General features: G+C 71.5%; 26 protein-coding genes. 14 read left to right on the forward strand and 12 right to left on the reverse strand.

What is annotated here, in order from left to right:
- Positions 1-9: 9 nt before the first annotated feature.
- The 3 genes from OV427_RS12315 to OV427_RS12325 form a co-directional block, all read right to left on the reverse strand.
- Entirely contained in the window at positions 10-312 is a 303-nt protein-coding gene (locus tag OV427_RS12315) for a hypothetical protein (protein WP_267856278.1), read from the reverse strand.
- A 107-nt stretch (positions 313-419) separates the two neighbouring features.
- Positions 420-1,421, reverse strand: a complete 1,002-nt coding sequence (locus OV427_RS12320) for a hypothetical protein (RefSeq protein WP_267856279.1) — start codon at positions 1,419-1,421, stop codon at positions 420-422.
- A gap of 76 nt (positions 1,422-1,497) precedes the next feature.
- The gene (locus OV427_RS12325; RefSeq protein ID WP_267856280.1) at positions 1,498-2,271 is read right to left on the reverse strand and encodes a hypothetical protein; all 774 of its coding nucleotides are present in this window, start codon (positions 2,269-2,271) and stop codon (positions 1,498-1,500) included.
- A gap of 54 nt (positions 2,272-2,325) precedes the next feature.
- Here OV427_RS12325 and OV427_RS12330 point away from each other — a divergent pair, with 54 nt between their 5' ends.
- Positions 2,326-3,726: a hemolysin family protein gene (locus tag OV427_RS12330; protein ID WP_267856281.1), complete on the forward strand. Its 1,401-nt coding sequence runs from the start codon at positions 2,326-2,328 to the stop codon at positions 3,724-3,726.
- A gap of 3 nt (positions 3,727-3,729) precedes the next feature.
- Here OV427_RS12330 and OV427_RS12335 read toward each other — a convergent pair whose 3' ends face one another.
- From OV427_RS12335 to glgA, 3 genes are read right to left on the reverse strand one after another with little or no spacing between them, the layout of a single operon-like run.
- Complete coding sequence (locus tag OV427_RS12335; RefSeq protein WP_267856282.1) at positions 3,730-4,209, reverse strand: hypothetical protein; 480 nt, start codon at positions 4,207-4,209, stop codon at positions 3,730-3,732.
- A gap of 5 nt (positions 4,210-4,214) precedes the next feature.
- Positions 4,215-5,132 carry a serine/threonine protein kinase gene (locus OV427_RS12340; RefSeq protein ID WP_267856283.1) on the reverse strand — a complete coding sequence of 306 codons (918 nt, stop codon included), beginning with the start codon at positions 5,130-5,132 and terminating at the stop codon, positions 4,215-4,217.
- Between the two features lie 35 nt (positions 5,133-5,167).
- A complete protein-coding gene (glgA, locus tag OV427_RS12345) occupies positions 5,168-6,601 on the reverse strand; it encodes a glycogen synthase GlgA (protein ID WP_267856284.1) in 1,434 nt (477 codons plus the stop codon).
- Positions 6,602-6,678: 77 nt separating this feature from the next.
- Here glgA and pdxH point away from each other — a divergent pair, with 77 nt between their 5' ends.
- Entirely contained in the window at positions 6,679-7,263 is a 585-nt protein-coding gene (gene pdxH / locus OV427_RS12350) for a pyridoxamine 5'-phosphate oxidase (RefSeq protein ID WP_267856285.1), read from the forward strand.
- A 39-nt stretch (positions 7,264-7,302) separates the two neighbouring features.
- On the opposite strand, the gene OV427_RS12355 is transcribed toward pdxH, so the two are convergent.
- Positions 7,303-7,992, reverse strand: coding sequence for an SDR family oxidoreductase (locus OV427_RS12355; RefSeq protein WP_267856286.1), 690 nt, complete (start codon positions 7,990-7,992; stop codon positions 7,303-7,305).
- A 159-nt stretch (positions 7,993-8,151) separates the two neighbouring features.
- On the opposite strand from OV427_RS12355, the gene hemG reads away from it, so the two are divergent.
- The 4 genes from hemG (at position 8,152) to OV427_RS12375 (ending at position 11,653) form a co-directional block, all read left to right on the forward strand.
- Positions 8,152-9,534 (forward strand): protoporphyrinogen oxidase, encoded by a 1,383-nt coding sequence (hemG, locus tag OV427_RS12360; protein ID WP_267856287.1) that lies wholly within the window; start codon positions 8,152-8,154, stop codon positions 9,532-9,534.
- 127 nt (positions 9,535-9,661) lie between these two features.
- Positions 9,662-9,784, forward strand: coding sequence for a hypothetical protein (locus tag OV427_RS12365; protein WP_267856288.1), 123 nt, complete (start codon positions 9,662-9,664; stop codon positions 9,782-9,784).
- Between the two features lie 31 nt (positions 9,785-9,815).
- The gene (locus OV427_RS12370) at positions 9,816-10,871 is read left to right on the forward strand and encodes a sensor histidine kinase (RefSeq protein ID WP_267856289.1); all 1,056 of its coding nucleotides are present in this window, start codon (positions 9,816-9,818) and stop codon (positions 10,869-10,871) included.
- Positions 10,868-11,653 (forward strand): LytR/AlgR family response regulator transcription factor, encoded by a 786-nt coding sequence (locus OV427_RS12375; protein WP_267856290.1) that lies wholly within the window; start codon positions 10,868-10,870, stop codon positions 11,651-11,653. Before OV427_RS12370 ends, OV427_RS12375 begins: the two co-directional genes overlap by 4 nt.
- A 224-nt stretch (positions 11,654-11,877) precedes the next feature.
- Here the strand turns inward: OV427_RS12375 and OV427_RS12380 are convergent, their stop codons facing one another.
- From OV427_RS12380 to OV427_RS12390, 3 genes are all read right to left on the reverse strand, one after another.
- Entirely contained in the window at positions 11,878-12,645 is a 768-nt protein-coding gene (locus OV427_RS12380) for a TolB family protein (RefSeq protein ID WP_267856291.1), read from the reverse strand.
- 203 nt (positions 12,646-12,848) lie between these two features.
- Positions 12,849-14,270 carry a hypothetical protein gene (locus OV427_RS12385; RefSeq protein ID WP_267856292.1) on the reverse strand — a complete coding sequence of 474 codons (1,422 nt, stop codon included), beginning with the start codon at positions 14,268-14,270 and terminating at the stop codon, positions 12,849-12,851.
- A gap of 124 nt (positions 14,271-14,394) precedes the next feature.
- On the reverse strand, positions 14,395-15,882 hold the full coding sequence (locus OV427_RS12390; RefSeq protein WP_267856293.1) for a glutamate--cysteine ligase: 1,488 nt from the start codon (positions 15,880-15,882) through the stop codon (positions 14,395-14,397).
- Between the two features lie 173 nt (positions 15,883-16,055).
- Here OV427_RS12390 and rlmN point away from each other — a divergent pair, with 173 nt between their 5' ends.
- The 3 genes from rlmN (at position 16,056) to OV427_RS12405 (ending at position 18,602) form a co-directional block, all read left to right on the forward strand.
- On the forward strand, positions 16,056-17,135 hold the full coding sequence (gene rlmN / locus OV427_RS12395; protein ID WP_267863416.1) for a 23S rRNA (adenine(2503)-C(2))-methyltransferase RlmN: 1,080 nt from the start codon (positions 16,056-16,058) through the stop codon (positions 17,133-17,135).
- An 84-nt stretch (positions 17,136-17,219) separates the two neighbouring features.
- Entirely contained in the window at positions 17,220-18,077 is an 858-nt protein-coding gene (locus tag OV427_RS12400) for an aldo/keto reductase (RefSeq protein WP_267856294.1), read from the forward strand.
- Between the two features lie 147 nt (positions 18,078-18,224).
- Positions 18,225-18,602 (forward strand): hypothetical protein, encoded by a 378-nt coding sequence (locus OV427_RS12405; RefSeq protein WP_267856295.1) that lies wholly within the window; start codon positions 18,225-18,227, stop codon positions 18,600-18,602.
- 27 nt (positions 18,603-18,629) lie between these two features.
- Here OV427_RS12405 and OV427_RS12410 read toward each other — a convergent pair whose 3' ends face one another.
- Both OV427_RS12410 and OV427_RS12415 read right to left on the reverse strand, forming a co-directional pair.
- Complete coding sequence (locus OV427_RS12410) at positions 18,630-20,255, reverse strand: adenylate/guanylate cyclase domain-containing protein (protein WP_267856296.1); 1,626 nt, start codon at positions 20,253-20,255, stop codon at positions 18,630-18,632.
- A gap of 33 nt (positions 20,256-20,288) precedes the next feature.
- Positions 20,289-21,143, reverse strand: coding sequence for a metallophosphoesterase family protein (locus OV427_RS12415; protein ID WP_267856297.1), 855 nt, complete (start codon positions 21,141-21,143; stop codon positions 20,289-20,291).
- Between the two features lie 279 nt (positions 21,144-21,422).
- On the opposite strand from OV427_RS12415, the gene OV427_RS12420 reads away from it, so the two are divergent.
- From OV427_RS12420 to OV427_RS12440, 5 genes are all read left to right on the forward strand, one after another.
- A complete protein-coding gene (locus tag OV427_RS12420) occupies positions 21,423-22,190 on the forward strand; it encodes a hypothetical protein (RefSeq protein ID WP_267856298.1) in 768 nt (255 codons plus the stop codon).
- On the forward strand, positions 22,187-23,287 hold the full coding sequence (locus OV427_RS12425; protein WP_267856299.1) for a hypothetical protein: 1,101 nt from the start codon (positions 22,187-22,189) through the stop codon (positions 23,285-23,287). The genes OV427_RS12420 and OV427_RS12425 overlap by 4 nt, the downstream gene beginning before the upstream one ends.
- Positions 23,288-23,477: 190 nt before the next feature.
- The gene (locus OV427_RS12430) at positions 23,478-24,641 is read left to right on the forward strand and encodes a PEGA domain-containing protein (protein WP_267856300.1); all 1,164 of its coding nucleotides are present in this window, start codon (positions 23,478-23,480) and stop codon (positions 24,639-24,641) included.
- A 44-nt stretch (positions 24,642-24,685) separates the two neighbouring features.
- Positions 24,686-25,633, forward strand: a complete 948-nt coding sequence (gene gluQRS / locus OV427_RS12435) for a tRNA glutamyl-Q(34) synthetase GluQRS (protein WP_267856301.1) — start codon at positions 24,686-24,688, stop codon at positions 25,631-25,633.
- A 138-nt stretch (positions 25,634-25,771) separates the two neighbouring features.
- Positions 25,772-26,710 carry a hypothetical protein gene (locus OV427_RS12440; protein WP_267856302.1) on the forward strand — a complete coding sequence of 313 codons (939 nt, stop codon included), beginning with the start codon at positions 25,772-25,774 and terminating at the stop codon, positions 26,708-26,710.
- Positions 26,711-26,785 lie beyond the last annotated feature (75 nt).

The following is a 26,785-nucleotide window of genomic DNA, read 5'->3' on the forward strand; positions in this document are numbered from 1 at the left end:
CGCGCGGCCTCAGTGCCCGGACGCGGCGGACGCGGTGATTTCCTCGGTCATCTGCCAGGTGAAGGCGAAGGGGACCCTGGAGCGCGCCGCGCCGGGCGTCCCCACCGTGAGCCTGCGCGCCTGAGCAGCCCGCCAGCCGAGCACCCCCAGGGAAGCCAGCCCCAGGAGCACGGGGACGACGGTGCGCGCACGCAGGCCCCGCGGCCGGGGCGCACCCAGCCCACAGGCGGAGACCGTCAGCAGGAGGGGAACGGGGAGCCGGCTCGAACCGAGCCAGGCACGAAGCTTCGCGGGGAGGGAGAGGGGGCTCATGGCCCTCAACGGTAGGGCGTGTGCCTGGACCTGGCGGGCCCGGCACGCGAGCCCGGCCGTGGCCCATGCGGTGGAGCAGGCCGTCGCGAGGCCGCGAGCCCCGCGCCTCACCGCCGCCTGCACGGAGACAGCGTGCGCTTCGCCGTGAGGAGGTCCTCCTCGGAGGGGCTGCCGTAGCGCACGGACTTCGGCGCCGCCTTCAGCTTCGCCACGTCGTGCACGTAGACGACGCCCAGGTTGCGGCTGAGCACGGTGCGCAGGCCGGTGCTGTCGTACAGCGCGCCGAAGAAGGCGCCGCCGGACTTGAGTTGCATCGGCGCCATCGCGCCGGGCGGACGCAGCAGCAGAATCGAGAAGTCCTCCGTGTGCCAGTCACACGGGTTCTTCTTCCCCTTGCGCTCCATCCACGACACCGTGAGGTCCGTCACCGCGCTGCCGTCATCCCACCGGCTGCCGAAGCTCTCCCAGAGCCGCACGCACTCGGGGGCCTCGCAGTCGCGCGAGGGCACGAAGTCCATCACCTCCAGCGGCATCCCCACGCCCTGGCGCCCCGTCTCGTTGTCGTTCGCCCGGCGCAGCTTGCACCCGGTGGGCGCGTCCTTCTGGCGCACCGCCACCGGCGTGCCGGACAGCCGGCCCGGAGGCAGCAAATCGCACCCCACCTCCAGCTCCGCCATGAGGTACGTCTTGCGGTCCTCGTCCGTGCCCATGCGCACCGCCCACCACGTGGTGGGCACCGCGCGGCACGGCGCCGTGTCCGCCTTGCCGAACACCCACAGCGGCACGGCCGGGTCCGGCGCGCCCAGCTTGCGCACCTCCTCCGGCGGCACCAGCTTCACGCCGGCACGGTCGGCCTCGCCGCCCCGGAAGAAGGTGTCCTTCGCCGGGGGGATGACGGCCTGGTGTGCCAGCCAGCCCGAGCCGGCCAGCCCCACCAGCGTGCGCGAGGTGAAGGGCACCACGTCCGGCTTCGCCGGGCAGCCCCGCTCCGCCTCCTCCATGGGGACGACCCTCGCCTCGCCATCATCCTGCGCGAGCGCGCCCAGGGGCGTGAGTAGCGACAGGCCCAGCACCAGCGCCTGCGAAGTCAGCCGGACCACGGACATCATCGAGCTCCTTCCCTCGGAGTAGATGCCCGCCGTCATACCTCAAGATGACCACGCGCAAGCAGCGCGCGCACCGCGCTCACGGCTTGCTCTTCCGCTTTCGCGGTGGAGGCAGCACCTCCACCGGAATCGGAGCCTCCGCCTTCACCGCCGGCCCCGCATCCGGCGCCGCCGCGGGCGCTTCCGGGGCCTTCACCTCCACTTCGTCGTTCAGGGGCACGCGGCCCACGGAGCGGCGGAACAATTCCCACAGCGCGCGGTGGTGCACCTCCGGCGTCGCCGCGCCGGACAGCACGATGCCCGCGCCGCTGTAGCGCGCCTCCAACCCCAGGGGTTGGAGCCCCGCCTGCACCGACGCGAGCTGCTCCTGGAGCACGGGCACGTCGAAGGTCAGCTCCAGCTCGCGCGCCACGTACGCGTCCGTGCGCAGCAACTCCATCAGCGCCATGCGGCAGGCGGTGTCCTTCACCGTGGCGGACAGGCTGCGCTCCGCGCCCTCCGTCGTCTTCAAGTCGGGGCACGCCTTGCGCGCGGCGGCCAGCCGGGGCGCGGCGTCTTCCGGCGGAGGCTTCCCCACCGTGAGGCGCCACACCGCGAGGCGCCCCCCGGCATACAGGAGGAGGAGCGTCCGGCCCGTCGACTGCCCGGTGAGCAACAATTCATTGCTCCCGGGGAGCACCTCCGCGGTGGCGATGGAGGCATCCTCCACCTCCACCCAGTCCACGGTGGACAACTTGTGGAAGTGCTCCTTCCCGGGCTCCAGCGGGACGGCCAGGTCCACCGGCCAGGCGCCGGACAGGGCCGGGACGAGGAGGGCCAGGAGTGCTCCAACGGCGTACATGCGAGCGGGCATGGGGGCTCCGGCGGGGTGGTACGTACCCCTAGCACGGGATAAGAGAGAGGCTCTATGCCTACCTGGACCCTCTGGGTCGCCTGCCTGGCCTTGTGCTTCATCCGGGCCCTGGTCGCCGCCGCGGAGTCCGCGCTCTACGGAACGTCGGACCTGCGCGCCCAGGAGCTGGTGGAGACGCAGCCGGGCGCGGCGAGCCGCCGAGTCTATCGGCACAAGACCAACCGCGAGGCCACCGCCACCGCGCTGCGGCTGGGCACCCTGCTCAGCGGCTTCCTCGCCGCCGCCATTGGCGCCTTCGTCCCGCCCCGCATGCTGGACATGACCCAGTACGGCGAGGCCCCGTGGCTGCCCGTGGCCACCGTGGCCGCGGGCGCCCTCTTCGTGGGCGTGCTGGCCAGCCTCATGGAAGTCACCATGCGCGGCCTGGCCAACGCCAACCCGGAGCGCTGGGCGCTGCGGCTGTCCGGCGTGGTGTCGCTGCTGGTCTTCCTGCTCTACCCGCCCATGCGGCTGACGCTGAGCCTGCTCAACCTGGTGGCGCGGACGTTCGGCCGCACGCTGCGCTTCGAGCCCCCGCCCCCGCCGCTGGAGGAGCTGGAGAAGCTGCTGGCCGCGCAGGCCGCGAAGAACGAGGTGGACAAGAGCGCCCCGCAGCTCATCCGCTCCATCTTCGAGCTGTCCGACAAGCGCTGCCGCGACGTCATGGTGCCGCGCACCGACGTCGTCACGGTGGACATCACCGTCTCCACCGACGAGCTGCTGCGGCTGCTGGCCGAGGAGAACCACTCGCGAATCCCCGTCTACCGGGACGACGTGGACCACATCATCGGCGTGCTGCACGCGCGCGACATCATCCCCCTGCTCCAGCACCCGGAGCTCATCGTCCTCCAGGACATCATCCGCCCCGCCCACTTCGTGCCCTGGCTGAAGCCCGTGGGAGACCTCCTCCGGGACATGCAGAAGCGGAAGATCCACATGGCCATGGTCGTCGACGAGTACGGCGGCTTCATGGGCATCGTGACGCTGGAGGACATCCTCCGCGAAATCGTCGGCGACATCGGCGACGAGTTCGAGGTGGAGGAGAAGCAGGTGGAGAAGATGGCCGACGGCAGCTTCCTCGTGGAGGCCTCGCTGGAGGTGGATGCCTTCACCCAGGCCTTCGGCTTCCCCCTGCCCGAGGGCGACTTCGACACGCTCGGCGGCTACCTGTCGTCGCTCGCCGGCCACCTGCCGGACGTGGGCGAGCGCTTCACCTACAACGGCTGGCAGTTCGTCGTCGCCACCAAGGAGGGGCCGCGCATCGACCGCGTGCGCATGTCCCGCCTGAAGTCCGCCACCGGCAAGGACGCCCGGGACGGGAAGGACGGCCGCGAGCCCCGCGACGGCCCCCCGCGCGACGGCAAGGACGCCGGCTCCCGCGACGCGCGCGTGGAGTCCGTCTCCGCCAAGAACTGAGCGTCAGCCCCCTTCCGGGCCGTTCAGCGGCGGCACGTACGCCAGGGGCAGCACGCGCGTGTCGTCGAAGGGCGCGCGCCGCTCCGTGCCGCCGAAGCGCAGCACCACACCGCCGCTCACCCGCACCCGGCGCGCCACCGGCTCCGCGCCGCCCGTGGCGCTCTCGCTGGCCAGCGGGAAGAACACCCGCAGCGGCAGGCGCCCGTCCGAGGGCAGCGCCACGGCCACCTGCTGCACGCCCGCCGCCATGCGCCGCCCGTCCACCCGCAGCTCGAAGTCCACCGAGGACACGCTGGCCGCGTCCGAGGACGGGTTGGCCACCTCCAGCCCCAAATCCAGCACGCCCGAGCCGTCCGGCCGGAAGTCCACGGCGACGGAGTCCACGCGCACGGCCTCGTCATAGGCGCGCGGCCGGAAGGGCACCGAGCCCAGGCACCCGGACAGGACGCCGCCACACAGCAGCGCGACGACGGCGCGGCGCACGCGGCTCAGCCGCCCAGCAGAGGCTGGAGGGCCTCCACCGTCAGGGGCCAGCCCGCGCGTTTGGACAGCGCCTCGAGCGCCTTGAGGAACTCCGCGGCCGTCTGGAAGCGCCGCGCCCGGTCCGCGAAGAGCGCCTTGCGCGCCACCTGCACCGCGTAGTCCGGCAGGTCCGGCGCCACCGACGACAGGAGCGGCACCCGCGCGTCGCGCACCCGGTGCATCAGCTCCGCCTCGTTGTCCCCGGCGTGCAGGCGGCGGCTGGCCCACAACTCCCAGAGGATGACGCCCAGCGCGTACAAGTCGGTGCGCGCGTCCACCGCCTGGCCCAGCACCTGCTCCGGGCTCATGTACGGCAGCGTGCCGCGCAGCGCGCCCGCGTCGCCGCGCATCATCCCCTCCACCTCCGCCACGCCGAAGTCGGTGAGCTTCACGTCGCCGTTGATGCCCAGCAGCACGTTGGCCGGGTTCAAGTCGCGGTGGACGATGGTGGCGCCGTTCTCCCCCACCTTCGCCCGGTGGATGTAGTCGAGCGCCTTCGCCAGGCACCAGGCGATGTAGAGGGCGGACTCGGGCGGCATGGCCGCGCCGGCCTTGATGAGCAGCTCCTGCATGTAGCCGAGCGTCCGGCCACTGACGAGCTCCTGCACCATGAGGTAGTCCGGCCCCGCCTTGAAGAGGCGGTAGGTGCGGACGATGTGAGGGTGGCGCAGGCGCACCGTCAGCTTCGCCTCGTCGACGAACGCCTTGACGTACGCGGTGTCACTGCGGAACGAGGGGTGCAGTCGCTTGATGACGACTTCTTCCGGTTCGCCGGGCGAGCGCTGCGTGGTGACCCGGGCACGTGCCTGGTACACCTCCGCCATGCCGCCTACAGCCAACCGGCCGACCACCTCGTAACCGCCCAGGTCCGGAGCTTCCGCCACGCGACAAGACTACTGCGAATTTCCGTCCGCACCCACTATTCAGCCATGAGGGCGGCGTAGACGGCCTCGTATTTCCGGGCGGAAGCGCTCCAGGAGAAGTCCTTCTCCATGCCCCGGCGCCGGAACTCCTCCAGCCGGGGTGGGTCCGCGTAGAGGGCCAGGGCCCGGCGGATGGCCGCCAGGAGGGCGGCCGGGTGGAAGGCCTCGAAGAGGACGCCGGTGCCGTCCAGCCCGCCCTCCACGGTGTCCACCAGCCCCCCCGTGGCCCGGACGATGGGAACCGTCCCGTAACGCAGCGAATACATCTGGTTCAGCCCGCACGGCTCGTACCGGCTGGGCATGAGGAAGAAGTCCGCCCCGGCCTCCACCAGGTGCGACAGCGCCGCGTCGAACCCGAGGTGCACGGCCAGCTGCTTCGGGTAACGGGCCTGCAACGCGCGCAGGCCGTCCTCCAGCGGGCCCTCCCCGCTGCCGATGCCCACGAAGCGGATGTCCGCCTGGAGCGCGGTGGGCAGCACCTCCAGCAACAGGTCCATGCCCTTCTGCCACGCCAGCCGGCTGACGATGGCGAACACCGGCGCGTCCCCGTCCGGCAGCCCGAAGCGCGAGAGCAATTCGCGCTTGCACACCGCCTTGCCCTGCAAGTCACGCGGGCCGTAGCGGGCCGGGAGGACGGGGTCCGCCTGGGGGTCCCACTCGTGCGCGTCGATGCCGTTGAGGATGCCGTGCAGCCGGTGCGCGCGGCGGCGCAGCAGGCCGTCCAGCCCGTAGCCCTGCTCCGGCCCCTGGATTTCCCGCGCGTAGGTGGGCGACACGGTGGTGAGCGCGTCGGAGAAGACGAGCCCGCCCTTGAGGAAGTTGACCGCGTCGTAGAACTCGAGGCCGCCCTCGGAGGTGAACAAGTCCCAGGGCAACCCCAGCTCGTCCATGACGCCCTTGGGGAACTGCCCCTGGTAGGCCAGGTTGTGGATGGTGAAGACGCTCTTCGCTCGGGACAGCGCGGTGGAGCGGAAGCCGCGCTGGAGCGCCACCGGAACCAGGCCCGTCTGCCAGTCGTTGGCGTGGATGATGTCCGGGACGAAGCGCAGCCGCTGCGCGGCCTGGAGCGCGCCCACCGAGAGGTAGGCGAAGCGCCGCGCGTTGTCGCCGAACTCGCCCCAGGCGTCGCCGTAGAGGCCGTTGCGGTTCCCGTAGAAGAACTCGTTCTCCAGGAAGAGGACCTCCAGGTTCTCCGACAGGCGCGTGGAGAGGATGGGGCCGGACGCCTCGCCGGAGGGGAAGCGCACCACCAGGGACTGGCCGGTGGGGGTGAGCCGGGAAGCGTCGCGCACGTCGCGGTAGCGAGGGGTGACGACCTTCACGTCGTGGCCCAGCGAGGCGAGCGCGGCGGGCAGGGCCCCAGCCACGTCTCCCAGGCCTCCCGTCTTGGAGAAGGGCGTCACCTCCGAGGAGATGAAGAGAATCTTCATGGGCCCACATTGACGTGTGGCCCGCATGAGTCAACCGCGAACGTGCGCCCGGGGCGCCCGTCCCCTATGTTTCAAACGTGCATATTCCACCGGACCCCATCCAGCGTTTCGCGGACCTCTTCGAGCGGGCGAAGAAGGCCGTCCCCGTGGACCCCAACGCCATGGTGGTCGCCACCGTCGGCGATGACGGACGCCCCAGCGCTCGCGTGGTGCTGCTGAAGGACTTCGATGCGCGCGGCTTCGTCTTCTTCACCAACTACGAGAGCCGCAAGGGCCGCGAGTTGCTGGCACACCCCTTCGCAGCGCTGTGCTTCCACTGGGCCCCACTGGAGGAGCAGGTGAGGGTGGAGGGCCGGGTGGAGCGCGTGTCCGACGCGGAGGCGGACGCGTACTTCCGCAGCCGGGCGCACGGCAGCCAGGTGGGCGCGTGGGCCAGCCTCCAGAGCCGCCCCCTGCCCTCCCGCGAAGAGCTGGACGCGCGGGTGGCGGAGGTGGAGGCGCGCCACGCCGGCAAGGAGGTGCCCCGCCCGCCGAACTGGTCCGGCTTCCGCGTGGTGCCGGACCGCATCGAGTTCTGGCACTCCCGCCCCAGCCGGCTCCACGACAGGCACGTCTACCTGCGCGAGGGGGACGGCTGGCGCACGCAGATGCTGTACCCGTAGGCGCGCCGGGCCATGGCCGCTCGCCCCGCGCCCCGCGCCCTACCAGGGGACTTCCGCGCCCTGGTAGTCGAAGAAGCGGCCGGTGTGCTCCGGCCCCATGCCGTCGATGATGCGCAGCAGGCCGTGCACGGAGTCCGACGCCGGCAGGGGCGCCTGCGGCCCGCCCATGTCCGTCTGCACCCAGCCGGGGTGGAGCACCACGGTGGTGAAGCCCTCCGCGCGCAAGTCATTGGCCAGGGTGCGCACGCCCATGTTCAGCGCGGCCTTGGACATGCGGTACGCGTAGGCGCCACCCTCGGTGTTGTCGGCGACCGAGCCCATGCGCGAGCTGACATGGGCCACCTTGCGCGCTGCGCCGCGGCGCAGCGCGGGCAAGAGCGCGGAGGTGACGCGCAACGGCCCCAGGGCGTTGACGGCGAAGGTGCGTGCCATGTCCACGTAGTCCACGTCGGTGAGGGCGCACCACAGGCCGGGCACACCGGCGTTGTTGATGAGCACGTCCACCGGCGCGGCGCAGACGTCCGCGGCGAACGAGCGGATGCTGGCGGCGTCCTCCACGTCGAGCGCGTGGATGCGCAGGCGGTTGCCCACCTCGCGGGCCAGCGGCTCCAGCCGCTTCGCACCCTCGGGCGAGCGCACTCCCGCGTCGACGGTGTCCCCTCTTCGCAGGAGCTGATGGACGAACTCGAGACCGATTCCCCGGCTTGCTCCAGTGATGACGTAGCGCATGAAAGGCATTAACGCGCCGAATGGACCGCGCTGGCAAAACGCGGCTGTTGACGAGTGGGGAGTGTGAATGAGGAGTGCACGCTGGTCACCGGAAGCCCTGCTCACAGGTGAGGGTTGCGTGATGGTGTTTGAATGCACTGGGCATGGAAGGACAACCCGATGAGTGTCGTCGTCGTGGGAGGCGGGATTTCAGGACTTGTTGTAGCGCACCGGTTGCGCTCACGCGGTAGGGATTGCGTGCTCCTGGAGTCCTCGGGACGGCTGGGTGGCGCGGTGGGGACGCGTGCGCGAGGTGGATACCTCGTGGAGCAGGGGCCGAACAGCTTCCTGGACCGCGAGCCGGCCACGCGCGAGCTGGCGACGGCCCTCCACCTGGAAGGTCGCATCCGCGCGGCCGACGCGGCGGCGAAGCGTCGCTATGTGTACACGCGAGGTCGACTCAGGTCCGTACCGGCGTCCCCGCCCGCGTTCCTCGGCTCGGACATCCTTCCGCTCGGCGCGAAGCTGCGCGTCATGGGCGAGCTCTTCACGGGCCGCGCGCCCCAGGGCGTGGACGAGTCGCTGGCGGACTTCGGCCGCCGCCACCTGGGGCGCACGGCGACGCAGGTGCTGCTGGACGCGGTGCAGACGGGCATCTACGCGGGCGACGTGGAGCGGCTCAGCGTGGCCGCGACGTTTCCTCCCCTGGTGAAGCTGGAGCGAGAGCATCGCAGCCTCATCCTCGGCGCCATCCGCTCGCAGAAGGCGCAGAAGGCGCTGCCCGCGGGCACGGCGGGCGCGGCCCCGCCGCCGAAGCTGAGCGGCGCGCTGAGCACCTTCGACGGGGGCCTGCAGACGCTCATCGACGCGCTGGCCACGGCACTGGGCGACGCGACGCACGTGGGTGCCACGGTGGAGGGACTGGAGCGGCACGAGGACGGCTGGCGACTCCGGGTCCACGAGCACGGGCGGAGCGCGGAGCTGTCCGCGAAGCACGTGGTGCTGGCGGTGCCCTCGCACGTGGCCACGGGGCTCTTGCGGCCGCTGGACGCGACGCTCGCCGCGAAGGTGGCGGACATCGAATACGCGCCCATCGCCGTCGTGCACCTGGGCTTCGACGCGGGGACGACGCCCGCGCCGGACGGCTTCGGCTTCCTCGTGCCCTCGGGCGAGAAGCGGCGGCTGCTGGGCGCCATCCATGCGTCCACCACGTTCCCCTTCCGCGTGGAGGGCGGGCGGGTGCTCTACACATGCATGGTGGGCGGGGCGCGCCAGCCAGACCTGGTGAAGCAGGACGAGGAGGCCCTGGTGGCGCTGGCCCGCGAGGAGCTGAAGGCGCTCGCGGGGGTGACGGCGACCCCGTCCTTCAGGGAGGTCATCCGCTGGGAACGCGGCATTCCCCAGTACAACGTGGGACACCTGGAGCGCGTGTCCGCCATCGACGCGGCGCTCCAGCGCTGGCCGGGCCTCCACCTGACGGGCAACGCCTACAAGGGCGTGGGCCTCAACGACTGCATCCGCAACGGGGCTCTGCTCGCGGACGTGCTCGCCGGGGCCGTGTAGGCGTTACGGAAATAGCCCGGGCGACCCTTCGTTGTCCTCCAGCGACCGCTCGGGCCGGGGGCGTCAGCACAGCCAGGGAAGACACGTCAGACTGCAAAGGCATGCTTCCCGGAGTCAGGAGCCCCTCATGCTTGCCCTCCCCTCCCCCCTCCTCGTCCTCGCCGCCATCCTCCTCTTCCCCATCGTCCTCGCCGGCAGCATGGTGCTGGACGTCATGGAGACCGAGCTGGAGGAGGGCCCCGCGCGCTGAGCGCCCCGGCGGGGTAGGCTCCCGCTGGCGCATGTCGGAGAAGTCGGAAGCATCCATCGTCCGTGCCACGTGGCGGGCCCTCGTGGAGCCCCGGAGGCTGTTGCCCATCCTCCTGGTGGCCGCGCCGCTCGTGGCCGCCCAGGTGCGCTTCAGTCGCGAGCCGCTGGCCGTGTACCTGGGCGTGCTGATGTGCCTGATGTTCGTGGCCGTGGCGCCCGTCTCCTACCGCTTCCTCTTCCCGGAGGGGTTGGACCTGAGCCACGGCGGCATCCGCCTGCTGCTGTACTGCACCGTGGGCAGCGGCGTGGTGCTCACCTCCGGCTTCGTGCTGCCGAAGCTGCTCGGCATGGGGCCCACCTTCCTCACCCAGCGCCTCAACCTCGCGGTGTGCGGCGCCCTCTTCCTCGTGGGCGGCTGGGGCCTGGGCCGGGACATCGGCTTCGAGGAGAGCCTGGTGCGCGAGCGGGCCCGCGCCGCGCGCTTCGCGCTGGAGGCGGAGCAGGCGCAGTTGCTCGCGCTGCGCAGCCACCTGGACCCGCACTTCCTCTTCAACACCCTCAACGCCATCGCCGAGTGGTGCCGCGAGGACGGCGCCGTCGCCGAGGCCGCCGTGCTGCGGCTGTCCACCATGCTCCGCTCCGTGCTCGCCGGCGTGCGCAGCGCCACCTGGCCCCTGTCCCAGGAGTTGGAGCTCGTCCGCACCCTCTTCGATTTGCACCTGCTGAGAGACCCGGACCTCTTCCAGCTCGGAATGAACGTTCCTTCCGGCGCGGGGGACGTGCCCGTCCCGCCGCTGGTGCTGCTGCCGCTCGCGGAGAACGCCGTGAAGCACGGCCCCGCCGCCGGCCACCGGGGCCGCCTGTCGCTGGACATCACCGTGCGCGACGGCGAGGTGGAGGTGGCCATCGAAAACCCCGGCGCCTCCAAGGGCCCCCGCGAGGGCAGCGCCGGCCTGCCCACCGTGGAGCGCCGCCTGGCCCTGGCCTATGGCGGCAGGGCCCGCCTCACGCTCGAGAGCGCGCAAGAGCGCACCCGCGTCACCGTCATCCTGCCCCGCTCGGGCCCCCTGCCTGGAGTCGTCACGTGAGTCCGACACTGCGCGTCCTCGTCGCCGATGACGAGCTGCTCGCCCGCAAGCGCCTGTCCCGCCTGCTGGCCGCCTTTCCGGATGTGGAGCTGTGCGGCGAGGCCGCGGACGGAGAGGCCGTCCTCACCGCCGTGCGCGCCGGGGGCGTGGACGTGGTGCTGCTGGACATCCACATGCCCGGCCTCAGCGGCCTGGACGCGCTGGCCCTGATGCCGGAGGGGCGCCCTCGCGTCATCCTCTGCACCGCCCACGCCGAGCACGCGGTGGAGGCCTTCAACCACGGCGCCGTGGACTACGTCCTCAAGCCCGTCGAGCCCGCGCGCCTGCAGAAGGCGCTGGAGCGCGCCCGCGCCCGGCTGGAGGAGTCCGGGCGCGAGGCACCGGCCCCCGGCACCGAGAAGGCCCCGGCGTCACTCCCGGCCGCGCGCGGACTGGGGCGGCTGCCCATCCCCACGCGACAGGGCATCGTCCTGGTGGACCCGGAGACGATTTCGCACGCGGCGCTGGAGGACGAGCTGGTGACGGTGTTCACCGGGCAGGGCGACTTCCTCACCGACTTCACCCTCAACGAGCTGGCGGAGAAGCTGCCCGCGGAGCGCTTCCACCGCGTCCACCGCCGGGCGCTGCTGAATCTGTCCCACGTCACCCGGCTGGAGCCGCTGGACACGGGCGGCTACCTGGCGCGCACCGTCCGGGGCCACGCGGTGGAGGTGAGCCGCCAGTCCGCGCGCGAGCTGCGGCGCATGCTCGGCCTCCGCCGGGGCACCGAGGACGAGGGCTGAGGCCCGACCTTCCGGGCGCCCCGACGTCGCACGTGCCTCACGACGAGAGATGAAGCCGGCCGCGGCGAGGGAGGGCCTCCGTTGCCCCTCCCCACGGGCGCCTGCGCTCCGCTGCTTCCGCGCCGGCCCGCCTGCGGCCACTGCTCTTCATCCCACTGCATTGCTGCCCTGCTTCACATCTCCGCACGCGGCGGCGCTGCCTCGCGGCCCCGCGTCACTGCCACTCAGTCCACGCTGACTTCGATGGTGACGACCTGGCCGTTCACGTTGCGCTGGAAGACGACGGTGCCGTGGTCGGTCCACTTCGGCGCGTAGCCCACGCCCAGGCTGTACGCCTCCTCCACGTTGAGCGCGCGGTCGAAGCGGATGACGCGCACTTCGCTGTCGGTCAGGCTGGTGGTGGTGGTGTAGACGATGATGCGGCGGTCGGCATCCCACTCCACCGTCTCGCTCGAGAGCGGGTTGGGGATGTAGGAGGGGCTGTTCCTCGTGGAGCAGTCCTCGTTCGTCACCTGCTCCAGCGCGTTGCCGTTCTTCTTCACCTTCCAGAGCGACTCCATCCCCGAGCGCTTCTTGGACTGGAACAGCAGGCTCTTGCCGTCCGGCGTCCACACCGGCTCGGTGTCGTCATTGCCCTGCGTCAGCCGCTCGGTGTCGCCCGTGCGCGTGTTGTACACGTGCAGCTCCGCGCGCGTCACCGGGTCGCCCGCCCTCCACGAGTTCGGCAGCTTCGCGTACGCCACCTCGCGGCCATCCGGCGAGACCACCGGCGCGCCGCTGCGCTCCGCGAGCAGCTCGGTGTTGCCCTTCTTGTCCACCGCGTACAGCTGCAGCGTCGGGGTCTGGTACACGATGATGCGACGGTCGTTGGAGACACCCTCGTCACCGCTCTCGTCCAGCCGCTGCGACTCCGTCGCGTACGGCTCGGCACCGCCGGAGGCCTCCGCCCCGCCCGCCTCGCCGCACCCGGCAAACGCCAGGGAAGAAGCCATCCACAGCAGCGCGACGGTCCTTCGGGAAAGACGACTACGGACTTCGGTTGGATGCATACGGTCCTCTGGTTGGAAATGTCCTACGAGAGGGCGGGCTTGACACCACGTCAGGCCCGAACTCGTGGGTATTTCACGTCAGATTTCCTCAACAATCCACACAGTCCTGAATGACACCGGCGAGTCTCCGCCGGGCCGCTGACTTCTCAGTCTGACGCGAAGAGTTGAGGCACTCGCGCTGCGTCATCTCCGAGGACTTCGGAGAGAACACGGTAAGCAGGAGTGGGGAGCGCGGCACCGGCGCGTGCACACCGGGCGGCGTCGTCCAATGTGAGCGTGGGCGGGGCGCAGTAGGATTCGCGCCAGTGCTCCACGAGCCGCTGGGAGAAGACCCTCCCCAGCTGCGCGATGCGCTGCTCGAGCCAGGCGTGCGGGGGCGTGAAGGACACGTGCTGGGGCGACACGTTGGCGTCGGAGAAGGAGACGTCGTGCTCGTAGCCGGACTCGGAGAACTGGTCCTGTAGCACTGCCGTGAGGGGTCCGCGCCGCGCGTCGAGCATGCCGGAGGAGGACAGGGCCACGCGGTGGTCCACGGACAGGCGCAGCGCGTGGTACTCGAAGGTCCTCGCCACGTCGCGGTACTTCGTGACTTCCACGGTGAAGGTGCGGGTGTACGTGCGCGTCTTGGTGACGGTGCGCTTCTTCGTCTCGCCCTTCTCGTCCGTGTACTCCTCCTCCTCCGTATAGGGCTCCGTAATCGTCTCCGTGCGGTCCTCGTGGTCCGTGTATGGCACCTGCTCCGTGTACGGCGCGGTGAGCTCCACGGACTGGCTGTCGCGCTGCGTGGAGAACCGGCCCGCCAGCGTGAAGTCCGGCCGGGGCGTGGCGTTGGGAGAGAACCAGGGCGAGGACTCGAAGGCGCGCGTCAGGTGCTCGCGCAGCCGGTTCACCTGGGCCTCGTCCAGGCCGGAGATGTCGCCCTCGAACGAGGCGGGGCCGAACAGCTCCGGGGCCGCGGGCGGCTGGGGCGCGTACTCGCGCCAGTGGGCGCAGTAGCGGAACACCAGCTCCTTCCAGTGCGGGGTGTCCTCGGTGCTGACGGTGCGCAGCCGCTGGCAGGCGTCCTTGCCGCTCTGGAGCACCGCGTTCTCCATCTCCCGCTGGATGACGACCATCTCCCGGTGGGCCAGCAGCGGCCGCTTGCGAATCAGCGACTCCTCCGCCGTCAGCGCGTGGCCATTCTGGGCGGGAGCGCCGATGAGCGTGCGCAGGTGCTGGTGCGTCCCGCCCATCTCCTCCAGCAGCGAGCTCTCCAGCGCGCCATTGAGGTGCGAGTTCCACTGGACGCGGTGGTTGAGGAAGGTCAGGAGGTCTGCTTCCGCGTCCTCGTCGCGTCCCTCCAGCCGGTAGCGCCGGGCATTGCCCAACAGCTGCTCCAGCGCCTTCCAGCGCAGGTCATCGCGGGCGGAGACCAGCTCCGTCTCGTAGGGGCTCTTGCGGACGAGGTCGTCGTAGATGGCGGCGGCCTCGACGAACTGCCCCTTTCGGGCGAGGTCATCGGCACGGCCGCGCAGGGAGGTGCAGGCGCACAGCAACAGGAAGGGCAGCAGTCGGAGGAGTCGGACCATGAGCGGCCGGGAGGTGAGCGGAAGGCTGCGCGGGAGTACCGCCAGCCCGCTGACGTGGCAGGCGGGCGGATATTCACCGGCCCGTGCCCCTTCCTGCAATCCGCCCCCTGACGGAGGGCCCGGCCTACTCCACCGGCCAGGTATGCAGGGGCTCGCCCGAGTCGGCGTGGTGCAGGTAGCGCTCCAGCATCGCCGCCAGTGCGTCCGCGCGGGGCATCCGCGCCTCCAGCCGCGCCAGCTCCAGCCGCTGCCAGCGCGCGCCCGTGCGCCCGAGCGCCACGCGCCGCTCGATGATGCCCAGCATGGCGTCCGCGTCGGCCGCGTCCACACCGGCCCTCACCAATCCCTGGTGCGCCAGCGGCAGCAGCCGGGGCACCAGCTCCACCACCCGCACCGGCCTGGGACTGGGCGCCGCGTCCGCGGGCCAGAGCAGCTCCGCGTCCAGCCCCTGGCGCGCCGCCCGGATGAAGTTGCCGTACGCGTGGACGAAGGGCAGCGCGGGCAGCAGCGCGTCCACCCGCTCCGCCAGCGCCAGCGTCAGGCCCAGCAGGAAGGCGCCGTTGGCCACCATGTCCACCACGGTGGGGCCCGCCGGCAGGGCACGCAGCTCGATGCGCAGGTGGCCGGAGTCCTTGGGGTCATAGATGGCGCGGTTCCACGTCCACACCGTGCTCTGGTGCAGCCGCAGCTCGTCCAGCCCCGGCAGCCCTCCGGCCCTCACGCACTCCAGCGGCGACTCGCGCCCCACCACGGGCAGCAGCGGCGGGTGCAGGGCCACCGCCTCGGCGAACAGCTCGTGCGCCCCCTCGCGAGCCCAGCCGTGCCCGAAGGACACGCGCGCGTGCGGATGGAAGCCGCCCTCGCCCGGCTCGCCGCGGTCGTCCACCGCCTGCCGGAACAGCGCCACCCGCGTCTCGTCCCACAGCCGGTGCCCGAGGAAGAGCGGCGAGTTGCCGGACACCGCCAGCACCGGCGCCGTGGCCAGTTGTGCCGCGTTGTAGGCCCGCGCGAAGTCACCCGGCGCCACCCTCAGATGGTACTGGAGCGACGTGTTGGCGCCCTCCAGCGTCACGTCGTCCCAGGCGAGCGCCAGCGTGTCCTCGCCGCGGATGGACACGTGGAAGGGCGCGGCGCGGCGGTGGCGGATGGCCGCGGACAGCGCGCGGTAGCGGGCCACTCCCGTCATCGCGCCGCTGCCCAGGTCCGCCTCGCGCAGCGTGGGGAGGATGCCGATGACGGCCACCCGGGCGCCCTGCGTGGCCGCCGCGCGCCGCACCTCGCGCAGCGTGTCCTCGAACTCCGCCGCGAGCGCGGTGAAGGGCCTGCCGGCCAGCGGCCCCGGGCGCAGGTTGAGCTCCAGGTTGAAGCGGTCCATCTCCAGCGTCACCCGCGGGTCCACCGTCTGCGCCAGCACCTGACGGTTGATGGGCAGCGGGAAGCCCGCCGCGTCCACGAGGAACAGCTCCAGCTCCGCGCCGATGGTGCTCGGCCCCACCCCGAAGCCCGGACGCGCCAGCAGCGCGCGCAGCGCCTCCAGGCTCTCCTTCAGCCGCCGCGAGAAGCGCTCGTAGTCGTCCGGGCGGAACTCCTCCTGCTGGATGGCCAGACCCATATGGGTTCAAGGTGGACACGGCTTCATTCCCCGGCAGGCGGACGACGGGGCCCGCCAGCCCGCCCGCTCGGCGCTCCAGGCCCGGGCTCCGGGGCCCCGGCTCCGGGGCCCGGACTCCAAAACTCGCGACCGGCTGATGCCCCCCGCCGGGTGTGTTATCTCCGTCCATGGCCATGCCGTCCGACACGCCCACCAACCTGTACGACTTCACGCGCCCCGCGCTGGGTGAGCTGCTCTCCGGCTGGGGATTTGGCCCCTACTACCGCGACCTCGTGTGGACCGCGCTGTACCGCAAGCAGGTGCGCTCGCTGGACGAAGTGGAGGGGCTGCGCCCGGACCTCCAGGCCGCCCTGCGCGAGCGGGCCCGCCTGGGCCACCTCGCCACGCACACCGAGACGTTCAGCAGCGACGGCCACACCCACAAGCTGCTGCTCAAGCTCGACGACGGGCAGACGATTGAAACGGTGCTCATGCGTTTCAAGGGCCGCGCCACGGTGTGCATCAGCACGCAGGCCGGCTGCGCCATGGGGTGCGTCTTCTGCGCCACGGGACAGATGGGCCTGTCGCGCCACCTGACGCCCGGCGAAATCGTGGGCCAGGTGCTGCACGTCAACCGCATCCTCCGCGAGTCCAACGAGTCGCTGCGCAACGTCGTCCTCATGGGCATGGGCGAGCCCCTGCACAACTACGAGGGGACGATGGCCGCGGTGGACGTGCTGGTGGACGCGCTCGGGCTGGCCATGGGGCCGCGCTTCATCACCCTGAGCACCGTGGGCGTGGTGCCCGGCATCCGCCGGCTCGCGGACGAGGAGCGCCCCGTGCAGCTCGCCGTCAGCCTCCACGGCGCCACCGACGCCGAGCGCGCCGCGCTGGTGCCCGCCGGCCGCCGCTGGCCCCTGGACGAATTGATGGACGCGTGCCGCTACTACAGCGAGAAACGCAGGCGCCGCATCTTCTTCGAGTGGACGCTCATCTCCGGCCGCAATGACACGGCCGAGCACGCGCACACGCTGGGGAAGCTGCTGCACGGCATGGACGCGCACATCAACGTCATCCCCCTCAACCCCACCGTGGGCTACGACGGCGGGCCCAGCCGCCCGGAGTCCGTGCGCGCCTTCCAGGACGTCCTGACGTCCCATGCGGTGCCCAGCACGGTGCGTCAGCGCCGGGGCATCGACATCGACGCGGGCTGCGGCCAGCTCAAGTCCACCGTGGAGCGTCGCTCACGCCGTTCACTTCCGACCAGCCCTTGAGGGCAGGGTGGGAACGACGGGCGGGTGTCACCCGTGTCCGTTAACGTGCGCGGCCTTCTCTCCGCCCAACCCGCGAGGATTGCCTTGTCCACGACTCCCACCGCCGCCGCCGCAGGCACCTTCAAGCTGGGCGACCTCACCGTCAACCGCATGGGCTATGGCGCCATGCGCATCACCGGCGAGGGCATCTGGGGCGAGCCCAAGAACCCCACCGAGGCGAAGGCCGTGCTGCGCCGCGCCGTGGAAATGGGCGTGCAGCTCATCGACACCGCGGACTCGTACGGCCCCGACGTGTCCGAGCGCCTCATCGGCGAGACGCTCTACCCGTACCCCGCCGGCGTCGTCATCGCCACCAAGGGCGGCCTCACCCGCGCCGGGCCCGGCGACTGGCAGCGCGACTGCAGGCCCGAGCACCTCACCCGTGCGCTGGAGGGCAGCCTCAAGCGCCTGCGCGTGGAGCGCATCGACGTGTACCAGCTCCACACGGTGGACCCGCGCGTACCGCTGGAGGAGTCCGTGGGCACCCTCGCGCGCCTGCGCGAGCAGGGGAAGATCCGCCACGTCGCGCTGTCCAATGTGTCCGTGGAGCAGCTTCGCGCGGCGCGGAAGCTCGTCCCCATCGTCTCCGTGCAGAACCGCTACAACCTCACGGACCGGCAGAGCGACGACGTGCTGGCGGAGTGCGAGCGCGAGGGACTTGGCTTCCTCCCGTATTTCCCGCTCGCGGCCAACGCGCTGACGGGGAGCACCAGCCCGCTGGTGCAGGCGGCGAAGCGCCATGGCGTCACGCCGGGGCAGCTCGCGCTCGCATGGCTGCTGCACCGCTCGCCCGTCATGCTCCCGATTCCCGGCACCTCCTCCGTCAAGCACCTGGAGGAAAACGTCGCCGCCGCATCGGTCAAGCTCACCGCGGACGAGCTGCGCGCGCTGGAGCGCTTCTGACACATTCGAAGGTGCGGGCCCTGCCCCACACCCACGTGTGTGCGTCCTGTCGGTGACGGACACGCCCGGGGAAAGCGGCGGGGGGCCCTTGCACGCGACATGGACGTGGGCACATTCTTTCCATCGGCTTCCCCGGGGAGGTGGGCGATGCTTTCCATCCAGGAGCACGCAACGCTGGACGAGGCGAGCAGCGACTTGCTCGACTTCATCCTCGAGCCGTCCAACTGGTTGTCGGTGGCGCAACTGGACCCGGCCGCATGGCCCGGGCAGAACGCCGTCTACCAGCGCCGCGTAGGCACGCTGCGCGTCTGTGCCTCGGTGGACGTAGGCGCCACGCTGGACGTCTACCTGCACGTCGCCTTCCGCGCGCCCGGCCTCACACCCGTGAAGGCCGCGGACCACCTGGAGGGCTTCCTCAAGCAGCGCATGCCGCTGACGCCCAACTCCGAGTGGCAGGTGGAGGTGGACGAGCGCCGGTGGATCCACTTCTCCCGGCGCTACGCGGCCCCGCACCTCAAGGCCTGAGCCGCGACAGGCGCCCGGGCCGTCAGCTCACGGCTTGAGCGACTCCAGCTGGTAGTGGCGCAGCGGCTGCGCCACGTTCTTCACCGGCGTCTCCGTCAACGGACCGAAGCGCAGCCCCTGGAAGAAGGGCTCGCGCGACGTGCCCAGCACCTCGCGCACGCTCTCCATCACCAGCGTCTCGCGGAAGCCCGCCAGCGACTGCAGGCGCGCAGCCTGGTTCATCCCCTTGGAGAAGGCCGTGTACTGCCGGTTGGGGCCGAAGAGGCCGCAGTTGGCGTTGGCCAGGTTGACGCCCACGGCCACGCCCAGCCCGGGCAGCTTCACCCGCTGGCACAGCGCCGAGATCTCCTCGCGCGCGCCGAGTGACGCGGTGAAGGCCTGGATGTCACATGCGGCGCGCACCGCGGCCTGCGTGCGCTCCAGCCGCGAGGACTTGAAGAAGGGCGGGCCGAAGAGGCCGATGACGCAGTCGCCGACCATCTTGTCGAACACGCCGCCGTGCTCCCAGATGCAGCCCACGGCGCGCTCGCTCCACTCGTCCACGAAGCGGCCGATGTTGCGCGGGCTGTCGAAGCCCTGCTCGCAGATGCGGGTGAAGCCGTTGATGTCCGCGAAGAGGATGCCGACTTCCTGGTCCTGCGCGCGCAGGTGCTGGGCGTAGTTCGGGTCCTGCAACAGCGCGTCGATGACGGAGTTGGGGAAGAACTGCGACAGGTGGATGCGCTCGCGGTTGTAGTCCAGCAGCCGCTGGCTGAGCGTGGAAGCCAACACGCGGATGAGGTCCATGGAGTACGCGGAGAAGCCCGCGTCGCTCCAGATGACGATTTTTCCCAGCGGCTCGCTGGAGGCCGCGCCGGAGATGAGCACCGCCTCGGTGGTGCGGCCGCCGAAGAGCTGCCGCAGCGCGGACTCCTCGCTCGCGAGCAGGCGCGGGCCGTGCTGGCGGATGGCCTTCTCCAGCGCGGGGCTGGGCTGCTCGCCGCTCTCGAACTCCAGGTAGCCATTGCGGTAGGTGCGGTAGTGCAGCACCTGGGGCTGCACGGCGTCGCGGTACAGCAGGAGGAAGCCCGGCAGCCGCACGCGCTGCGCCAGCGTCAGCACCGCCTGGTCCATGCCCGCCTCGAAGACGGGGTTGGCCAGGTGCGCGTTGCACTGGATGATGAGCTGGTGCTTCTCCGACGCGGTGTGCACGAGGCACAACACGGTGTCGAGCTGCTCGGCGACGGTGTCCAGCACGCGCAGCGCGCGCGCCGAGGCCTCCAGCGCCGTGAGGTCCCCGGGGAAGAGCATGCCGAAGGTGCCCACGCGGGTGCCGGCCACGTCCAGCGCCTGGGTGACGAGCGTGTCGCCCTCCATGCGCCTCACGCCGGACGGGCCCTCCAGGAGCGAGCCGGGGAAGCGGTCTCCCCAGTCGCCCTCGCTCCAGGTCTGCTCCAGCAACTCCTCGTCGCGGGTGGTGATGGCCACGGCCCGCGCGCCGGTGAGCTTGAGGATGGGCGGGAAGCAGCGCCGGAAGGACTGGGTGAGCGTCTCCCGCTCGCGGAGGCTCTCCTCGAGGAGGTCATCCACGGCGCGCTGGAGGGTGCGCAGGGCCTTGTATTCTTCGAGGGTGAAATCGCTGGGCGAAGGCTGCGGGTGCGGCGCGTTCGGCATGGAACGGGTTTCTACCGCCGCTCGGCCGTGCTGTCACAGGGAGGGCGCATGCGGCTGTCCGCCCACCACTTTTCCGCCCGCGACTTCGATGACCCAGTAGCCCTCGTGGCCGGCCTCGGTGGAGGAGCCGGCGCCGAAGAGGTGGGGCCGGTCGGCGGTGGCCGGGTGGTGGTAGCGCTGGTGGATGTGGCCGTGGAGGACGGCGAAGCGCGGGCCGGGCAAGAGGCGCAGCAGGGCGTCCGCGTCCCGCAGGCCGTGGTTCCACCGGTCCGCGCCGCCCTTCCGGTTGCGCGGCGCATGGTGGACGACGACGAGCACGGCGCGGCCGTCCAGGCGAGCGTCCTTCAGCAGGGCCGCCAGGCCTTCGAGCTGGGCCTCGCCGATTTCACCGTAGGGGAAGGCAGGCAGGGGGGCGCGGCGGGTGGAGAGCAGGCCCACGACGGCGGCGTCGTCTCCGACGAGCCGGACGAAGGGGTACGGGCCCTCGCGCCGGTACTCGGGGAGGTCGCTGTGCAGCAGTTGGCCGAAGTGGCGGGCGAAGCGGTCGGTGCGGATGCTGCCCGGGGTGAAGACGTCGTGGTTGCCGGGGACGATGGTGCAGCGGCGCGGGTCCTCCGCCAGCGGGCCCAGGGCCTTGCGGGCTCCGGCGAACTCGCCGTCGAGCGCGTAGGCGGTGAGGTCTCCAGAAAGGATGAAGTGGTCGACCTTGTGGGCCTCTGCGTCACGGACGATGGCGGAGAGGACCTGGGGTGCGCGGACATAGCGCTTCGCGCGGCCTCCCAGGGAGAGCTCGAGCAGGGCGACCCAGCGCCGCCAGCCGAGCCGCAGCAGGGGGAGCGTGGTGTAGTCCTCGGTGATGTGGACGTCGGAGCAGTGAACGAAACGCATGAAGGTATCCCGCCTGGGGAACGGCTGGCCAGAGGGCGGCATTCTCACGGATGCCGGACCCGGGGAAGCGATTCGTCAGGTGCTCACCGCGAGCTGCGCGGCAGGGGCTGTTTCTCATCGTCCAGCCCCGAGCAGCGCCGCCGCGGACTGGCACCGAATGGCCGCGCCGGGGCTACGGCCGCGTCGACAACGACAGCGACCAGCAACACCAGCCATCCATGAAATGTCGCTCACTGAATGAATGGATTAGCTTTTCCCGACTTATCGACGGGGGAAAGCATGACGAGACAAGGCATCCGGAAATCGCTGTCGCTGGGGATGGTGGCGACCCTGGCGGTGGCCGTCGTAGGGCTCGCCACGGGGTGTCCACCGGAGAAGAAGGTCCAGGGGAGCTGGAAGCAAGCTGGCTCGCTGACGTACGACGTGCGGGAGCAGGACGCTCCGGGGGCGCCCCAGGCCCAGCCTCCGCGCGACTGGGAGCTGAAGCTGGAGTTCCAGGACACGGGCGTGCTGGTGACGGAGATGGGGGTGCCGTTCCCCGGGCGCATGGACCGCTCCGGGCGACTCACCGCGGAGGACCCCACGGCCTCGCCCGTGCTGTACGAGCTGCTGGCGCTGGCGGTCCTCCCGCCGGGAGACGGAGCCCTGAAGGAAGGCCAGACATGGCAGGTGACGCGGCCGGAGGACGCAGAGGCACTGGCCAGCAAGGCGCTGGTGGGCCAGGAGCAGTTCACCTACCGCATCCGGAAGATTGACGGGGGCCGGGTGGAGGTGGAGGTGAAGGGCCGGCTGCGCATCGCCCCCTCCGCGGGGCTGAAGGCGCTGCTCGAGAAGCACGGCTCGCTGCCGGCGGGCCTCACCGCCCCCATGGTGGCGCGCTACGCCCCCTACGCCGAGGGCACGGCCGTCTTCGATGCCGCCACCGGCATCGTGCTCGAGGCGAGGGGCCAGCGCGTGCCCTGGGCCTACATGGGCAACCAGGACGTGGCGGCCCGAGCGGACCACGTCCTCTACACCGTCACCCGCCGCGGAGGAGCGCACCCATGAGCACGATGATGCAGAGGATGGGAGTGCTGGCGGTGGCGCTCGCGCTGGCCTCGTGCGGTCAGATAGAGATTGACCCGGGAACGGAAGGCGGCCGCATCCTGGCGATGCGCTCGTGCCGGGCTGGAGAGAGCGCGGGCTACAAGAGCCTCACCACCGAGTGGCACTGCTGCAACAACGTCGTGTTCTCCGCCAACGGGGAGAATGCCATCCAGGCGGCGCGGCTGGGGGGCGCCGTCGGCTCGTTTCAGATGCAGCTCGCCGGCATGCTCACCGCGGAGCTCAAGGCCCAGAACTACGCCGTCGTCGGCGTGGACGTGAAGGTGGAGGAGATCTTCCTGGCGCAGCACTGGACGCGCGAGCACTGTGCGACCCACACGTCGGAAAGCGCGGGCGGGTGCGAGGGCAATGACTCGGTGGTGAAGCGCAAGTACGTGCTCCGGGGCTCGGTGTCGTTGGCGGAAAAGCTCAACGCAGTCGCCCAGCTCAAGCTGAAGGCCCTGTTCAAGGGCCTGGAGATGGCGGATGCGAACATCACCGTGGGCGAGGGAGGGACGTCCATCGACTCCGGCCGCATCGAGAAGTGCGATGACGAGCCGCACAAGTCGTGCCGAGTGAGCATCAATACCGACCCCTCCCGGAGCGGCGAGCGCAACGATGCGGGAGAGCCGCTCTGGCGCTTCGCCGGCAGCCCCGAGGGCGTCATTCCCCCGGACCGCTCCCAGCCGGACGGCGGCCTGCCTGGGCGGGACGGCGGCGTGGTGCCCCTGCCTGGGCGGGACGGCGGCGTCGTGGTGCCCCTGCCTCCACTGGACGGGGGCGTGGTGCCTCTGCCCGGGAAGGACGGAGGCGCGACCTGGGTGTGCGCGCCCACGGGCGAGGGGTGCCAGGACTGCGTAGGCTCGCGGTGCTGCGCCGAACTCACCGCCTGCCAGCAGGACGCCACCTGCCGGGGGGCCTACACGGAGCTCACCACCTGCCTGCAGCGCGCTCGGGAGGAGAGAACCCAGGAGGTCTGCTGGGAGCTCTTCGGCTCGGGTAACACGTCCCGGGCCCTGGCCCGCTGCGCGACCCAGGGCTGCGCGCAACGCTGCTTGTAGGGACGGGCCGGGGGCCCTGGCGCGCATGCCGCCAGGGCCCTCACGCCGTACAGCATTCCATCTGGCCCCACCGCGTCGGCTATTGTCTTCCCCGACGATGATTCGAACCGCGCTCCTACTCACCCTTCTCATCGGTGCCCTCCCAGTGGCCGCGAAGTCGGGCGCGCCCGGGAAGGCACGGGCCCAAGACGTGAAGGTCGCCGTCCTCTCGTTCCAGGCCGTCTCCGCCGACGTGCCCGCGCGCACCGGGCCTCGCCTCACCGCGCGCCTCGCCGCGGAGGTCCATGCCGCGGCGGGCCTCGCGCTGGCCGAGCTGCCCCGCGCCACGCAAAGCGACGCCGTGCAGGCGCCCACCACCGAGCCGCTCACCGTGGCGCGCGACGCCGTGAAGGAGGCCACCGCCGCGCGCGACTCCCGCGACTTCGCCCGCGCGGAGGCCGCGCTGGGCCGCGCGCTGGACGCCTATGCCGCCGGGGCCGCGCAGCTCACGGACGCCTCCGAGCTGGCCGACACGTATGCCCTGCGCGCCGCCGTGCGCTACGCCACCGGCCGTGACGCGGACGCCGCCGCCAGCCTCACCCAGGCGCTCGCGCTCGCACCCAACCGCCATCTTCCGCTCGCCGCCACCTCCCCCCTCTTCGCGAAGACGGTGGAGCGCGTGCGCGCCGCGCAGGAGTCCGGACCTCGCGGCGGCGTGCGCTTCGAGTCCGTTCCGTCGGGCCTCGCGGTGACGCTCGACGGCAGGCCCGTGGGCACCGCTCCCCTGCGTGTCACGGACGTGCCTCCCGGCGCGCACCTGTGGCGCTCGGTGCTGCCCTCGGGCGATGCGGTGGGCGGCGTGGTGGAGGTGGCTCCGGACAAGCAGGCCGTGGTGCAGGTGCGCCCCTCCGGCACCGGCCCCGACGCGGCGCTCGCCCTGGCCCTCGCGAGCAATCGACTGGACGCCGCCGCGCTCGAAGCGGCCTCGGCGCTGGGACGCGCCGCGGGCGCGGACCTCGTGGTGCTCGGCACGGTGACGCGCACGGTGACGGGGCTCGCGGTGGACGCGTTCGTCCTCGCTCCTGGAGACACGGCGCCGCGCCGCCTGGCCCGCCTGTCGGTCGACACGGAGTTGCTGGAGGCCAGCGCACCGCTGCGCGAAGGCATCGCCGCTGTCGCCACGCGCGGCGTGGAGGCCGGCGTGTCAGAAACCCTGCCCGTGGTGCCCGCGCCCGGCGAGGCCTTCGCACCCCCGCCCTCACAGGTGCCGTACCCCATGAGCGCGGAGCGCGCCCCGGAAGCACCGAAGCCCACCGCTCCGACACCTGACCGCAAGCCCCTGCAGCCCATCCGCAAGCCACTGGTCCGCCCGTGAGCCCGTCTCACGCAAGCTCCGGCCCTCAAGCTCCTGCTGCGCCCGTGAGCCCGTTCCGAGGCCGCTTCGCGCCCAGCCCCACGGGGCGCATGCACCTGGGCAACATCCGCAGCGCGCTGCTCGGTTGGCTCCAGGCGCGCGCCGCCGGAGGCCGCTTCCTCCTGCGCATCGAGGACCTGGACCGCGCGCGCTGCAAGCCACAGCACGTGGACGACCTGATGCGCGACCTGGAGTGGCTCGGCCTCACCTGGGACGAGACGCCCCTCTTCCAGAGCCAGCGCGACGACGTCTACCGCGACGCCCTCGCGAAGCTGGAGCGCGACGGCCTCGTCTACCCGTGCTTCTGCACGCGCGGAGAAATCGCCCGCGCCGCCAGCGCCCCGCATGGCCTCTCGGAAGAAGGCCCCCGCTACCCCGGCACCTGCGCGCACCTCACCGCCGCGCAGGCCGCCGAGCGCGCCCGGACCCGCGCTCCCGCGTACCGCTTCCGCGCCCGCCCCGGCGAGGTGCGCTTCGAGGACGCGCTGCTCGGCCCGTACGCGCAGGACGTGGACGCGGTGGTGGGGGACTTCGTGGTGCGCCGCAACGACGGCGTGGCCAGCTACCAGCTCGCGGTGGTGGTGGACGACGCGGCCACTGGCATCACCCACGTGCTGCGCGGGGACGACCTGCTGTCCTCCACGCCCCGGCAGCTCCAGCTGTACGCGGCGCTCGGCCTCCCCGCGCCGTCCTTCCTCCATGTCCCGCTGGTGCTCGGAGAAGACGGCAAGCGGCTCGCCAAGCGCGAGGGCGCCTTCGCCCTGGCGGAGCTGCGCGAACGGGGCCTTCCTCCCGAGCGCGTCCTGGGCCTGCTCGCCGCGTGGAGCGGGCTGGGCGAGGGCGACCCGGTGACGCTGGAGGAGCTGGTGGGCAGGTTCCGCCTCGAAGCGCTGCCTCGCACGCCCGTGGTGGCCCGCGAGTCGGTGCTCATCGAAGCACTCGGCCTGCGCTGAGCTCCCGCCCCGCCCTCCCCTCCGGATGGACATCCGGGCGACAGCGAAGCGTTGCGGCCCTTGTCACATGCCCATCTTTGCCTCGGACCCGAGCGTCCACCTCCCATGCGGGCGCTCCCTGAAGCAGGAGAGGCAACCATGGCAGCCATCGTGGAGAACGAAAGACCCACCGTCGTTCCAGCCGTCGCGGGAGCTCCCTCCAAGCTGAGCTGGAGCGCCATCTTCGGAGGTACCTTCGTCGCGCTCGGCGTGTGGATACTCCTCTACACGCTCGGCCTCGCGCTCGGACTGTCCGCGGTGGACCCGAGCGACCCGGGCAGCGCGAAGTCGGCGGGTATCGGCACCGGCATCTGGAGCCTCGTCGCGCCCCTCATCGCCCTCTTCGTCGGCGGCTTCGTGGCGGCACGCACCGCGGGCGGGTTGGACAAGGGCGGCGGCGCGCTGCACGGCGCCGTGCTCTGGGGCCTGACGACGCTGGCGGGCGTCATCCTCATGAGCATGGCCCTCTCGTCGCTGATGGGCGCGGCGTTCAGCGTCGGCAAGACGGCGGTGGGCGCGGCGGGCACGGCCGTGGTGGGCGCCGCCTCGCAGGGCGGTGAGGCCGCGAAGACCTTCGGGCTGGACGCCAACGACGCACTCGGCCTCATCAACAAGCGGCTGACCCAGGAGGGAAAGCCGACCATCACCGCCAACCAACTCCAGGCGGCCACCAGCGACGTCCTCAGCACCGCGCTGCGCACGGGCAAACTGGACCGGGAGGTGCTCGTCTCCTCCATCGCGGACAACACGAAGCTGTCCCGTCAGGACGCGGAGGACGTCGCAACGCGTGTTGAACAACAATTCAATCAGACCAAGGGGCAGGTCCAACAACAAGCAGGCCAGATTGGCCAGCAGGTACAGGCGGGCGCGCTCAAGGCCGCGGACACCACCGGCCGCGTCTTCTGGGGCATCTTCGGCGCCTTGCTGCTGGGCCTCGTCTCCTCTGTGCTGGGCGCCACGCTGGGCGTGAGCCGGCGCCAACGCATCCAGGCGGAAGGAGCCGTCCTGCCGGGCCCTCGCCGCGAAGTCTATCCATAGGCGCTCAACGCCAGACGCCTGCCAATTCCAGGCACCCTCCCGCGCCGTGACATGGCTTGGGCAGACATCCCAAAT

This window comes from Pyxidicoccus sp. MSG2 (assembly GCF_026626705.1).
GTDB lineage: Bacteria > Myxococcota > Myxococcia > Myxococcales > Myxococcaceae > Myxococcus.